Origin of the sequence: Burkholderia paludis, from assembly GCF_000732615.1 — a bacterium.
Taxonomy (GTDB): domain Bacteria; phylum Pseudomonadota; class Gammaproteobacteria; order Burkholderiales; family Burkholderiaceae; genus Burkholderia; species Burkholderia paludis.
Genome location: NZ_JPGL01000085.1, coordinates 19,275 through 32,806, shown reverse-complemented (window position 1 = coordinate 32,806; position 13,532 = coordinate 19,275). Strand labels below are relative to the sequence as shown.

Genomic DNA, 13,532 nt, shown 5'->3' with positions numbered 1-13,532 from the left:
GCGTTTCCGTTAGCGCGAAAGAGGCGTGATTGTAGGCATCCGACCCGAACCGCGCAAGCCCCTTTGTGAAAATATTTTGAAAACCCGCCGTGCGCTGCCGCGCACGGCGGGTCGGGGCATGGCGAGGCGCACATCGTCATGCGAACGGCTTCATATAGATATGACGCAAACCGCCCCTCGATCCCGACGGCAGGCAACCTGGAAACGGCCAAGGCCGCCGGCGCTGTCGAGTATCATGCGGCGACCGAACCACGCACTCATATCGACGATGGACAGCACCACCCAACCCGGCGACACGGATCTTCGCGACGAATATGCCGCACTGCGCGAGCGCGCCACCCTGCTGGAAGAACAGGCTCCACCGCTTCTGCAACGCATCTCGGATGTATTGCCGCGAATCAGCGGCGAATCCGAACTGGCCGACGAGCACCGCGAGCGGCTCGTCGGCGCACGCAACGCAGCGATGGTCTCGATCGAGAACTATCAGCAGGCGATTCCGTTCCTGCAGACGGCCGACTCGATCATCGAGCAACTGGACAAGACGCCCGAACGCGACGAAGACTTCGAGTGGCGTGAATCGCTGCTGCAACGGCTCGACGAACTGATCGACGTCGCCGTCGTGATGATCGACGATGCGGAAAGCTACTTCGACCAGGCGCAAGCCTGCGATCTGTCCAGCGTGCCGAAAATCATCCTCGAGGACTGAACCGCGCCGCCGGATCGCCCCGGCGCATCGGCTTCGCGTCGGGTGCGCCGATCGTCGCGACGCGCGGCGGTCGACAACCGGGGCTCGACAGCATCGTCAGTCAGGCTGCCGTCTCCCGTAAAAGCTCACCTCGTCGTCACGGCCCGCGGTAATCGCCCGCTGCTCGTGCCGCGTGATGCCGCTACGGAGCATCGAGAACGAGCGTCTCGCTCACGATCGGCACGCGGATATATCCGCCCGCCGCATCGCCGTACGCGCGGGCATTCCCGTCGATGACGTATTGCGCCGTCAACGCGCACAGCGTCGCGTCTCGCGCATCGACGGACTTCAGCGTCGAAACGTCGATTCCCAGCCGCTCCAGCAGTTGCCGGCGCTGCGTGCGTTTCTGCTTGGCCGAGGCCACCGCCCTGCCGAGCATCGCGCAGGTGATCGCATACGGATAGGTTTCGAAACTCACGCCCCCGCCCGCATAGCGCGGGCCGGTCAACAGCGGATAGGCGTCGGCCAGCGCGCGGTAGACGCGTTCCCCGACGAACATCCAGTCGAAGAAGCCCGACCGGCTGGTTGCGGCTTGCTCCCGCGACGGCGTCGGAAAACACGAGATCCGCTCGCGCGCAAGCGCCTGCTCGGCCGCCCGGCGCCCGCTTCCCGCCCACCACAGGCTCGGTGCGTCGACACCGACCGCCACGACGTCATGGGCGAGGCACAGCGCAGGCACCGCCTCGGGCGCGATCCGCGCCTCTCGGCAGACGATCGTCACCCCGCGCAGAATCACGAGATCGCACAGCTTCTTCTCGCCGCCGACATCGACACCCGCCACGGCGGGCCATTGCCGCACGGCCGATCCGGCGGACCGGGGCGTTCGCATGCCGGCGCCTCAGTCCGCCGGCCGCGCGTCGTAGGCGGCGTCGAAGATCGCTTCGAGACCGGGATGCACGCCGCGCATCGGGTCGACGACCGACTTCGCCCAGTCGAAGTACGCCTGCTTGCGCTCGAGCGGCCAGTCTGCCGGCGGATGCCGCACGATGTCGCGCAGGTTGCAGATCTTGTCGGCCAGCTTCACGAGCTTCGCGCGCCGGCTGATGGTCGCCGCATGCTCGACCTGCAGGCGCTTGCGTTCGTCCTTCGGCAACGACTTGTCGTCGGTGACTTCCATCACGATGTCCGCGACATCCTTGCCGAACAGGCGCAGCAGCTCCTGCTCGGTCGTCTCCGTATCCTCGACCGTGTCGTGCAGCACGGCCGCGACGATCACCCGCTCGTCCTCGATGCCGGCCTCGTTGGCCAGCACGTCGGCAAGCGCGATCGGATGATTGATGTACGGTGACCCTTCTTCGTCCTTGCGCCGCTGATTGCGATGCTTGTCCGCCGCGAACGCAATGGCGGCTACCAGCTTTTTCATGTTCACACCTCGTGTGGCCAGACCCGCGACCGGAAGGACCGGCCGCGTGCGTTTCGGAACCGCACATACTACCTGTACGCGATGACCCTCCCCGCGCGCAGGTCTCCCCCCGCATGCCGCCTCACGCGCCGGCCGGCGCGCGCTGCAGCTCGACCACGTTGACCCGTGTGCCGAATACGTCCCTCACGAGCGGCAGCAGGTGGTCGTGGTGCGTCAGGAACAACACCTGGGTCCGCGTCGACAGATCGCGCAGCGCATCGAGGCCCGCCTTGGCACGCGCGTCGTCGAAGTTGATGAACAGATCGTCGGCCACGAACGGCAATGCGGTCCGGCTGCCGAGCTGCAGCTCCAGCGCCGCGATACGCAGCGCAAGGAACAACTGGTCGCGCGTCCCCTCGCTCAACCCGGCAACCTGCACCGATGCCCCCTGTGTGCGCCTCGCATACAGCGCAGGCGGCGTCCGTTCGGTATCGACGGTCAGCCGCGCGAATTCGCCGAGCGTGAGCCCCGCGAAGATCTCGCCCGCGCGCCTGAGCATCGGCCCCTGCTTCTGGTCGCGATAGCGATCCGTCGCCCACTTCAGCAGCCGGCTCGCCGTGGCCGCCTCCAGATACTGTTCGGCCGCGTCGCCCATCGCCGCCAGTGCTTCCTGCCGCCTCGACTCGGCGACGGCCGCGTTCGCCTGTCCGTCGATCGCGCCGAACGCCTGCTCGGCCACGACCTGCTGCTGCGACAGCTCGTTCAGCCGCCGGCCGACATCGCCGAGCGACTGTTTCACCGCTTCCAGGTGCGCGGGAACGTCGGCAATCTCCTGTTCCGCGACCTCGGCTTCCACGGCCGACCGGGACAAACCGTCGCCATCGCGCACCAGCGCCTCGTGCGCGGCCTCGAGGGCCTGCCGCAGCTGGCGCTGGCGATCCGAGCGTTCGGCCAGCGGCAGCGCCGCGTCGATCGACGCGACGCCGGCCAGTTGAAGCAGCGGCTGAATGCGTGCATCGGCGCCGGCCACCGCGGCCAACGCATCCGCGACCTTGCCGTCGGCCTGGCGCACGGCCTCGTCGGCACGATCGATCGCACGCGCGATTTCCCTGGCGGCCGCGAGACGCATCGTCAGACGGCGTGCGACATCCGGCCAGTCGCCGCTCGTCAGCCATTCCGGCGCAAGTGCCGCAGCGAGCCGCCGCGCACCGGCCTCGAGCGCGTCCAGCTCCGCACCGATCGCGGCGATCCGGTTGCGCGGCGCGTCGGCATCGGCCAGTTCGGCCGTCACCGCGCCCGCAAGGCCGAGCGCGCCTTCCGCTGCCGCGAACGTTGCCGCGCTCGCGCCAAGCTTCGCGTCGGCCAGCGCATCGCGCCACTGCGCGTGCCAGGCGTCGTAGGCCGCCTGCGCATGGCCGGCCCGCGACTGTGCCGTCGCGCATCCGCGTTCGGCTTCCCGCGCGCGATCCTCAAGGCTGTCCTTCTGCGCCAGCGCTTTCTCGGCCGACTGCACGAAAGTTTCGGCGCTCGCGACGAGCGCCGCCAACCCGTCCGACTCGCCGCCTCGCGACACGGCACGCAGCGCCGCACGCAGCGAGGCTTCGGCTCCGGCGCGCGCGGCACGCATCGTGTCGAACTCGCGGCGCTGGCGGTCGAGATCGCCCTGCGCGACGAGCACCGTGTCGCGCTTCGACAACCAGTCGCCCATCGCCGCCAGCGGCATACCCGGCACCGCGGCCGTCGCCGCAAGCGCGGCCCATGCGTCGCGATGCTCGGCCAGTTCACACTCGCGCTCGGTCGCCGCGGCCTGCCGGCGTGTCAAGCCGGCACGCGCGGACTCGACCTGCTGACGCAGCGATTGCAGCGTCGCCGCCGCCTGGGTGGCGCCAAGCTGCGCATCGACGAGTTCGTCCGCAAGGCGAATCGCGTCGTCGACCGCCGGCGCTCCCGTCACGAGATCGACGGCGCCACTGCGGATCTCGCCCCACGCGCCGTCGCGCCGCGCGCGCGCGGCCAGTACCTCGGCGGTCGTGACGACCTTGTGGTTTTCCGCGAAGTGCCGTTCCTGCAATTCGAGCCGCTCGAGTTCTTCGCGCGCGCCGTCCCGCGCATCGCGCGCCGCGGCGGCCGCGCTTGCGCGTTCGCTGTCCTCCTTGAGCAACGCACCGAGACGCGCCGCCGACGGCACGTCGAGCGCACGCAAGGTGTCAACCGGCATGCGCCACCGGCCGAGCGCATCGAGCGCGCCGGACAACGTGCGTTCGGCGGCGGCGATTTCATGTTCCAGCGCCTGCTCGCGCTGGTTGCTGTTGCGAAAGCCCTGCGCGTCGGCAAGCGCCGCGCGCAGCGCTTCGGGCACGTCGACAGTCGACAGCCGCGCCTGTTGCTCGCGCACCTGCGCAAGCTCGCGCGTGCGTTCGTCGAGCGATTCGCGCGCGCCGGCAAGCGCCTGGTGCAGCATGCCGTGTTCGCGCAGCAGGTTCGCGACGGTCTGCAACGACAGCGCGGTCGGCAGCGCCGCGCTCAGCGACGCTTCGTCGGTCGGCCAGCCGAGCTGGGCCGCCGCCGCACTCGCGGCAGACAGGTGCCGCTCGACGTCCGCGCGGAGCAACAGCAGATCCTGCGCGTGATTCATGCAGGCGCCGCGCAGCCGGTCGAGCGCTTCGATGTCGGCTTCGAGCCCCAGCGTATCGGCATCGGCGTCGATCGCGCCGCGCACCTGGCGTTTCGCAAGCAGGTCGGCACGCCGTTCCTCGAGCACCTTCTGCTCGGCCGCAAGATCGCCCTGCGCCTTCAGCAGATCCGCGTACGCGGTGGGCGGCAACTCGACGACCGCGCCCAGTTCGGCCAGCGCCGCGTCCTTGACCGTCAGCTCCTTCAGGTACGGCGCCAGCCGCCGCACGCGTTCGAGCTTCGAGCGCGACGCTTCGAGCCGGCGCTGCTCCGCACGCGCCTGCTCGATCTGCTGGTCGACCGCTTCGCACGCGTCCTTGCGCTCGACCCAGTCGCGCGTGCGCACCTGGACCGACTTCAGTTCGGTCACGGCTTCGTTGAACGACGTTTCGGCCAGCGCGAATGCGCTGCCGCTGCGACGCGGCGCCCACAGTTCGAGCGAGCGCGCCTCGAGCTCCTCGCGCACCGGCCCGAGGCTGCCGACGCCGGCGGCCGATTCGAACAGCACCTGGCCGAGCTTGTCGGATGCGTCGAGAATGCTGCGGCCGCCGTCGACCAGCCGCCCGTGATCGAGCCCGAACATCTGCTCGAAGAATTCGCGTGTCGCGCCGTCGAGCACGGCGGCCAGATAGTCGTCGGGCAGCCTGTCGTCGGCCGGTGTGCGCAACGGACTGCGGCCGCGCGCGCGATGAAACGCGAGTTCGCCCGCGCCGCTCTCCAGCACGCCGCCGATCCGCAGTTCAGGCGTGCTGTGCAGGAAATCGAGCGGCGTCTGCAGTTTCATCCCGAACAGCAGCTCGGACACGGCCGTGCGGATCGTCGACTTGCCGGCCTCGTTCGGCCCCACGATCACATGGAAATCCTCGCCGGCCGACGGGAACCGCAGCGTCTCGTCGGTAAACTTGCCGTACTTGATCAGATCGAGCTGGCTGATCCGCATCGCTCACTCCCCCCTCGCGAGCCGCGCGAGCAGCGCGGGCCCGACCTGTTCCACCAGCGCCGTGAGCTCGCCCGCGCGCGCCATCGTCAACAACGGCACCTCCTCCTTCACGTCGCTGCGCACCTTGCCGACGAACGGCTTCAGGTCGCGTTCGAGCAGCGCGAGGAAATCCGGATCCTGAGCGGCGTCGGCCAGGATCTGCTTCAGGTCCTCCAGCGCTTCCAGCTGCTCGCTCTCGCCCGGCTGCCGATCCGCCGCGGAGGTCGCGAGCCGGACCTTCTCGAGCCACAGCCGCTCGTTGCCGATGATGCCGATCTGGTTCAGCACCTCCGCACGCAACTGCGGCGCGCGGCCGAAAAAGAGGCCGTGCGCCGGCGTGCGCCCCGTGACCGTCACGCGCACCGCGCGCGGCACATGGCCGTCGACGTTCAACAGCGCTTCCAGCGCCTGACCGATCTTTCTCGACAGGTCGGCCACCGTGAAGCAGTCGGATGCGTCGACCGACACGGCCTCCCAGCGCAGCACGTCGAGATACAGCCGCTCGACCTGCGTGCGGCCTTGCTCGACCGTCACGAGCACCGCGCCGCGGCGGCCCGTCTCGCGGATATGACGCCCCTGCAGGTTGCCCGGAAACACGACGGTGGACGGCCCCGACCATTGCTGGAATTCGTGCACGTGGCCAAGCGCCCAGTAGTCGTAGCCTTTTGCGTGCAGCTCGGCCAGCGTGCACGGCGCGTAGTTCGCATGCGCCGCATAGCCTTCGAGTGCCGTGTGCAGCACGCCGATGTTGTAATAGCCGGGCACCGGGTCCGGATAGCCGATTGCGAGATTGTCGACGACGGCCTTGTCCTTGAAGCTCTGCCCGTGCAGCGCGACGTCGAATTCGGGCAGCTTGTGGGTTTCCGGTCTGCGGTGGCCGAACACGGTGACGTTGTCGGGCAGCGTCAGCTTTTTCGTCATTTCGCTTTCGGCATCGTGATTGCCGCCGAGAACGAACGCGCGAATGCCGGCCTTGCGCAAGCGCCCCATCTGCTGGCCGAAGAAGATGCCCGTGTTGTGATCCTTCCAGTCGCCGTCGTACAGGTCGCCGGCGATCACGAGAAATGCGACTTCCTCTTCGATCGCGCGATCCACGAGCTGCCTCAGCGCCTCGCGCGACGCGTTGCGCAACTGCGCGGCCGGGGCGTCGGGATACGCGCTCAGGCCGTGCAACGGGCTGTCAAGGTGAATGTCTGCCGCGTGGATGAACTTCACGAAGATTCCTCTGTTTCATGACGACGGGATTGCCTGCGATCGTCGTACGCCGCCGCCGGCCCGGCCGTCAGTCGCTGTCCTGGTAGCCCCCGGGTTCGCCGCAATGGATGCAGCGGAACACATACGCGGTCGGCGAGCCGTCCTTGTCGAGTGCGGCGAAAAAGCGCGCCCACTCCGCGTCGTCGTCGAGCCCGGTCGACGCCCGGATCGACGCGACGGCCTGCGGACCGAGCGCGGTCAGTTCGTCGGCGCCCGCGCGACCGATGAACTGCGCGCCATCGCCGCAATGCGTCCACCATCGCTCCTGCTGCCAGCCCTGAAAGCCCGGCGTGCGGCACGCGATCTCGTCGACCACCGCTTCGGGCACCGGGTCCCATTCGCCGTCGCCGATGCCGCAGGTATCGGCAAAGACGGCATCGAGCCGCGCATGCGCCGAACCGTCGGCGATGCACCACGGGCAGATGCATTGCTCATACTCGTCGACCGCATACACGGGGCCTGCGTACACGGGGCCTGCGTACACGGGGCCTGCGTACACGTAACCGCGCACGTCGCCGCAGCACACGCAGCGTGCGCCGGAACGGATCACGCTGCCGGTGGCCAGCGGGTCGGGATGGTACCTGAAAGCGGGTAACGCCATGCAACTCTCCATCGGTCTGGGTGGCGGGGAAGCACCCCATACGGACTCGAACGGCCATTGTGCCGCAGCACGACCGCGTTACCGGGGAGCCTCGACCTCGGCAAACGCCCCGTTCACGAAACGATAGACGCGGTGCGTTGCACCGCCATGCGCGAGATATTCCCACCGGATGTCGATGCCGACCGGGTCGTCGCGCCACGCGATCGCCAGATAGGGCGATTGCGCGCCGCCGTCGGTTTCCAGCGAAACGGACTCGAGACAGCTTTGAACCGGCAGCGAGAAATTCGTAACCGCGCGGGCGCCGTGCAGTTCCAGCACGTACAGCGCCCCTTCCTCTCCGGCACCGCAATATCCGGTCGGACGGCTGCTCGACGAACGGTTGACGACGACCAGCACATACTCGTTGCCGTCGATCCGCTTCGAACGGTCCGACGGAAACGCGACGCTCGACGCATCCGCAAGCGCTCGCCGGAGCGCGGCCGGCACGACCAGCGTCGCCGTCTTGCGGCGGACCGTATCCACCTCGATCAACCTCGGCCGCGCCCATTCGATCGAACGTCCGTTGGCAAGGCGCACCGATTCGGGCGCCGGCGTTTCGGCGCCTGCAACGGCGACACGCGAAACCAGCAGCGCCAGCGTCGCGAGCTTCAACGCCGCCGACAACATCGAGCCGCGCCGCATTCGCACGCTTCGCACAGCATGGCCGCGGGCCGCGTCGCGCGCCCCGGCCTGCCGTCCGGGCACGCCCCAGGATCGCAGCGCGTGCGTCGTTCGTCGCGGCGCACGCGGCCGATCCACGACATCCCGTCACTCGCCGCGAGGTACGGGCGGCGGCGCATAGCCGTTGTCGTTGCCGGGGAACGGATTCGCGTTGCGGCGCAGCGCTTCCTCTTCACTGTCCTTCTGCGCGAACAGCGCCACGCCGATCACGCCGACGTTCGCGGCGTCTCCGTACTTCGAGTTCGCGACATAGCTGTCGGGCACTGCCGCGAAACGGAACGCGGCAACTTCGTCGCGGCTCTTGCGAAAGCCCTCGATCGTCAACGTACGGCCCGGATACAGCACGTAACCGCCGTTCGTATAGCGGCCCGGCCGCCCCGACAGCACGTCGAGCCCGTCGACGCTCGACACGACCTCGAACGTGCGGCGCCCCTGGTTGCGCAGCACGATGTTGTAGCGCGAACCCTCGACGCCCGCCATGTGCCAGCGGCCGTCGCTGCGCGCGAGACGCATCGGCACGCCCTTTTCATCTGTGAACGACAGCGCGATATCCCCGTTCGCAAGCGCGACGCGCGTCGGCAATCGGCGAATCTCGGATACCGGGGGGTGTCCCGGCAACGCATCGTTGTAGTAAACCGACGCGAGATCCGTCGGCTTCGACGGATCCGCGCGTTCGAAATCGATCTGGCGGGTTTCGGATCGTACCGACTCGCCCCATGCGGTGCCGAGCCCGCGGCGTTCGCTGGCGTCCGGTGCGGCGGCAGCGGACGTGCCGGTGCTGGCGGACGGCGGTGCGGCGCAGGCGGCCAGCCAGAGCGCGCAGGCGAGCGCGAGAAGACGAAACAGGATGGTCATGAAGTGATGCCTCGGAATGTTATCGGGCCGCGCCGGGGTGGCCGGTGCGGCATTGGATGTCGTCTGTCCTCACGGTGTCGATCGGACATGCCGGCCCGTGCCGGCCAGCGCCGGCAACGGAAGCCCCGCTATTTAAACATGGCGTGCGGGCAATGGGCAGGGGCAGGGCGCGCGGCCCGTTGCGGGCCCGCGCCGGCGACGGGTGGGCAGAGACGAACGCGATGCCGGCGTCGCTCGTTGTGGAGAAATGGCGATTGCCCGACGAGCGCCTTGCTTCGGCGCGGCTGCGGAGCCGTTCCCGATTCGGCAACGCATCGGGCGGCTTGCCATCGGAGCGTTCGACGATGCCGTTTTGCGACGAAAGGACGCGCCGAACGAAGATAAAAAACACGCTTGCCGTTCAGCTGCACGATCCGGCTCGGGTCACCGCCTGTCGCTCATCCGCGGTATCGGCCGACCCGGCATTCAGGCCAGTTCATGCCGGACCCGCCTCGCGAAACCGTTCAGTTCCTGCTCTCGTGCGTCGAGCCGATTCCGCGTGGCAGCGATGTCGGCCGACAGATGCTCGACAGACACACCGCACCGCGCGACCGCGGCCTTTGCCAGGTGACTGGCCCGGTTGCGTACCAGCAGGTCGAGCGAGTCGTACAGTTGCCTCACGTCGACGTCATCGCCGGACGCTCCGGCCAGATCCGCCTCCGGCTTCTCCGCAACGTGCCATCCTTCACCATCGACGGGTGCCACGCCAAGCTCCGATATCCACGCCTCGGGCAATGCATAGTCGACAAGACGGACCGACGCCTCTTTTAAAAATGCGGCGTCGATCGACCGCGAAAGGCTCCCGTACAGCGCACCTGAATCCCGGGTTTCCGCGTATGCGTCCAGCAGACCGGGCAGAGTCGGCACCACGCTGCGCCACACCGCATTGGCGAGCCGCGACTGCAGCGGCTCGAAATCGTCGAGCGCGGCTTGCGCAACGGTTTCCGCTTCGTCGAGAAGCGGATAGACGTCCCGGCGAACCGCATCCGCCGCGTTTTCCTGAAGATGGTGCAGCAGTATCTCGGCGCGCTTGCGGTCCTTGTAGGAAACGGTCGCATCGACGATGCCGAGCAGCGCGCAGAACAGCCGCTCCATGCCCGCCGCGATCATCGCTCCCGGCGTTCCTCCATCGTGCCGCGCGAGATACGCGGAGATCGAGACGGGGGGCTCAAGCAGGCCGGCATCCACGCCCATTGCCACCAGCTTCTCTCTGGCGCGGACCTCGACGTCCGCTTCCTGCAACGCGCGGTCCTCCGCGGACTTGTTCCGCAAAACCTTGAGGATCTTGCCATCGACCTCGTCTTCATCGAAGAAATCGCTTCGCGTGACGACCGGCAAGAGCGGCTTGCGGCGCCGCAGTTCCCGGTTGAGTTCGTCGAGTTCCTGGACCTGCCCGGGCGACGTGGAATTCGTCAGCCACAGCAGCCCGTCGGCGCTTTCGATGAAGCGCCGGGTCAGCGACGCGTTCTCGCCCGTCATCGAGTGCAGGCCGGGGGTGTCCAGCACGACGAGTTTTTCGCCGAGCCGCACGCCTTGCAGGCGGGCCGTGGATTCCGTCGCGCCTTCGACGAAGGGTATGTCCGATTCGACCGCGACGCCGTTCTCGATCCGGAAATAGCGCGTCGTTTCGCCCGCCGCGCGAAAGCGGTCGGCCAGCACGTTGCAGAATGCGCTCTTCCCCGCGTTGAACTTGCCGAACACGAGCAGCAGCACGCGGTCCCGAAACAGGTCGGCCAGCGATTCCGCCGCCTTCATGTCCGCCTGCTCGCCGGACAGCGCCGTCGCGATACGGGACAGCACGCCGTCGATCGCGTCGATCCGACGGGCCAGGGCGCTGCCGGCCGCCAGACCGTCACGGGCGAACCGTTGCGCCCGCAGCTCCGCGATATACCCGGCCAGCCAGTGCTCGAGTGCGTGCAGGATATCGGCAGCGTCCCGGTCGGCAAATACCAGTGCCTTCAGCCGGGCGAGCAATGCGCGTTCGCTGGAATGATTCACGAGGCCACGCCAGGGTTGAACGCGCTCAATGCAACCAGCGCCTGCTCCGTCGCGGCAAGTGCCGCTTCGGCATCCTGGATCTGCGCGGCAAGCGCGCGCCTGTCCGCCGAAAGCTCGTAGTAGTGCGTGAAGTCCCGCTGCATGCGCTCGCGCCCCGCCGCTTCTCCGAAGATCCGGTTCAACTCCTTGTGAAGCTTCACCGATACGCCCATGACCGCGATCATGACGGAGTTGATGCTGCTCGACGCGGTCTGCTGCTCCGCCGGCAATTCGACCACGCCCTGCCCGACCAGGAAACTGTCGATTTCGATGCAGGCACGCGAGTAGCTGATCTGGAGCCGGTTGCGCTCGCGCTTGCCGGCGGTCGTGCCGTACACGTCCTTCGCGGTATCCGGGATCAGCGCATCGTCGCCGCGATTGACCGCCAACGCGACCAGGACGTCCTGGCTCACCTTGTCGATGACCGCCCGCAAACCTGCGTCGAAATCGTGCCGCTGCCGTGCCTGACGATCGCGCAACGCATGAAGCCGCGTGTGACGAACCGCCCGGAGTTCCGTCAGCTGCGCACTGATCTCGTCAACCAGAAGCTCCGTCTCGTGTGCGCGCGCCGTCGGCACATCCGTGATGACCTTCTTCAGCTCCTCGCGCAACGCGGGAACGCCGCTGCGCTCCAGCAACAGCCCCTTGCCCTCGTCGAGCCCCTTGCGATGGCGCGCGGAAGACACATGGCGCAGTTCGACGCCCGGCATCTGCGAGCGAATGGCGTGGGCGACGGCATGCGATTCGGTATCGTCGGAAAGTTGATCGACCTGGGTCAGCACGATCAGTGTCCGCCGCCGCGTGCGCACATCGTCCACGCGCAATTCGGCGAGCATGCTCATCTCGGCCGCATCGAACTCGCCCTCCTTCGCCGCGTGAACGAACAGACGAACGTCGGATTCGAGCCACGCCGCCTGCCGCGCATGATGGTCGTCGCTCATCGCGACATCGGCATCGAGCCCGGGCGCATCCAGCCACCGCACGCCGTCGTGTATCCGGTCGGACAGGCGGACCGTCTCGCGCCTGTCCGCGACGGAGAAGACATCCGAGCCGATCAGCTCGTTGAGGAGACGACTCTTGCCATGATTGTATTTTCCGATCACGGTAACCGTCGGCACGCCGCTTCTCCTCAGGATCAGCAGCCGCGCCAGATCGTTCGCGCGGTCGGGCAAGACGGACCGGATGTCATGGACCGCTTGCGTTGTCGTTTCATCGGGCACGTGTCATCTCCTCAAGTGTCTCCTCCAAAGCGCCGCAGGCCGTGCCGCATGCCTGGCTCGCGCGAACCGGAAAGCGCCCGGCAACCGCCGGCGCGCCCCGGAACGGACGATTACGCGGCGACCGACGCGCGCAGGCGGTCGACCACCTGGTTGTCCTTGCCCTGAACCAGCGGCGTCACGACGAAATCGAAGTCGATTTCCATGTACTGATCGGCTTTCAACCCGAGTGCTTCGCCGCCCGTCTTCTGCTTGACCGGCGGGATCAGCTCTTCGCGCGTCGCATATGCGAAGTCGTCCCAGATCAGCGGATCGCCCTCGATGTTGAACTGCGTCGTCAGCTTGCGATGACCGTCGGACGTGACGAAGAAGTGTACGTGGGCCGGACGGTTGCCGTGACGGGCAAGCAGGTTCAGGAGCTTCTGGGTCGACCCGTGCGGCGGGCAGCCGTACCCGACCGGCATCAGCGTGCGGAATTCGTAACGGCCGTTCTCGTCGGTCTTCACCGCGCCGCGGAGATTGAACTCCGTCTGCGCGCCGGTCGGATCGAAGTGCGAATAGAAGCCCTTCGAGTTGGCGTGCCAGCATTCCACCACCGCGTTGGCGACCGGCTTGCCGTCCACGCCCTTCACGATGCCGCGAATCACGAGCGGGCCTGCTTCGGGGTCCGGGTCGATGTCCATCCTCGCCACGCCGTCGCGCACCGGCGCGCCGGACACGTACAGCGGCCCCTCGATCGTGCGCGGCGTACCGCCTTCGACGCCGGCTGCCGCATCGGCCGCATCCAGACGGATGTCGAGATATTTCTCGAGGCCGACGCCTGCCGCCAGCAGCGCCGCCTCGCCGTCCTGGCCGAGCTTGTTCAGATAGTTCACACCCGCCCATACCTCGTCCGGCGTGATGTCGAGATCGTCGATCGCCTTGAAGAGATCGCTCAGCAGTCGATGGCAGATCTGCTTGAAGCGCGGGTTGCCGTCGGCCCCTTCGAGGTTGCTGGCCGCCTTCAGAAGATCCTGGACCTCCTTGGTGTCGAATACCTTGATGCTCATGATGACTGTCTCCATTATGGA

Annotated in this window: 12 protein-coding genes; 1 reads left to right on the top strand and 11 read right to left on the bottom strand. The window is 67.6% G+C overall.

All coding sequences use genetic code 11. The features are described from left to right. The first annotated feature begins 235 nt into the window (after positions 1 to 235). Positions 236 to 706 (top strand): hypothetical protein, encoded by a 471-nt coding sequence (locus GQ56_RS0135590; RefSeq protein WP_043301734.1) that lies wholly within the window; start codon positions 236 to 238, stop codon positions 704 to 706. A gap of 181 nt (positions 707 to 887) precedes the next feature. On the opposite strand, the gene GQ56_RS0135580 is transcribed toward GQ56_RS0135590, so the two are convergent. The 11 genes from GQ56_RS0135580 to catA all read right to left on the bottom strand — a co-directional run bounded on the left by GQ56_RS0135580 (position 888) and on the right by catA (position 13,511). Continuing rightward, positions 888 to 1,574, bottom strand: coding sequence for a DUF429 domain-containing protein (locus GQ56_RS0135580; RefSeq protein WP_031403180.1), 687 nt, complete (start codon positions 1,572 to 1,574; stop codon positions 888 to 890). Between the two features lie 9 nt (positions 1,575 to 1,583). Next, positions 1,584 to 2,108, bottom strand: a complete 525-nt coding sequence (locus tag GQ56_RS0135575) for an HD domain-containing protein (protein WP_031403179.1) — start codon at positions 2,106 to 2,108, stop codon at positions 1,584 to 1,586. Positions 2,109 to 2,229: 121 nt separating this feature from the next. Next, on the bottom strand, positions 2,230 to 5,700 hold the full coding sequence (locus GQ56_RS0135570; protein WP_031403178.1) for an ATP-binding protein: 3,471 nt from the start codon (positions 5,698 to 5,700) through the stop codon (positions 2,230 to 2,232). Between the two features lie 3 nt (positions 5,701 to 5,703). Next, a complete protein-coding gene (locus GQ56_RS0135565; protein WP_031403177.1) occupies positions 5,704 to 6,954 on the bottom strand; it encodes a metallophosphoesterase family protein in 1,251 nt (416 codons plus the stop codon). Between the two features lie 67 nt (positions 6,955 to 7,021). Next, entirely contained in the window at positions 7,022 to 7,594 is a 573-nt protein-coding gene (locus GQ56_RS0135560) for a CbrC family protein (RefSeq protein ID WP_031403176.1), read from the bottom strand. A 78-nt stretch (positions 7,595 to 7,672) separates the two neighbouring features. Then, the gene (locus tag GQ56_RS0135555; RefSeq protein ID WP_031403175.1) at positions 7,673 to 8,275 is read right to left on the bottom strand and encodes a hypothetical protein; all 603 of its coding nucleotides are present in this window, start codon (positions 8,273 to 8,275) and stop codon (positions 7,673 to 7,675) included. A 126-nt stretch (positions 8,276 to 8,401) separates the two neighbouring features. Next, on the bottom strand, positions 8,402 to 9,169 hold the full coding sequence (locus tag GQ56_RS0135550; protein ID WP_031403174.1) for a hypothetical protein: 768 nt from the start codon (positions 9,167 to 9,169) through the stop codon (positions 8,402 to 8,404). Positions 9,170 to 9,188: 19 nt separating this feature from the next. Then, a complete protein-coding gene (locus GQ56_RS45100; protein WP_152601954.1) occupies positions 9,189 to 9,560 on the bottom strand; it encodes a hypothetical protein in 372 nt (123 codons plus the stop codon). 74 nt (positions 9,561 to 9,634) lie between these two features. Next, positions 9,635 to 11,206 carry a dynamin family protein gene (locus GQ56_RS39735; RefSeq protein ID WP_052007403.1) on the bottom strand — a complete coding sequence of 524 codons (1,572 nt, stop codon included), beginning with the start codon at positions 11,204 to 11,206 and terminating at the stop codon, positions 9,635 to 9,637. Then, on the bottom strand, positions 11,203 to 12,465 hold the full coding sequence (locus GQ56_RS0135540) for a GTPase (protein ID WP_031403172.1): 1,263 nt from the start codon (positions 12,463 to 12,465) through the stop codon (positions 11,203 to 11,205). Before GQ56_RS0135540 ends, GQ56_RS39735 begins: the two co-directional genes overlap by 4 nt. A 110-nt stretch (positions 12,466 to 12,575) precedes the next feature. Continuing rightward, complete coding sequence (catA, locus tag GQ56_RS0135535; RefSeq protein WP_031403171.1) at positions 12,576 to 13,511, bottom strand: catechol 1,2-dioxygenase; 936 nt, start codon at positions 13,509 to 13,511, stop codon at positions 12,576 to 12,578. Between the last annotated feature and the right edge of the window lie 21 nt (positions 13,512 to 13,532).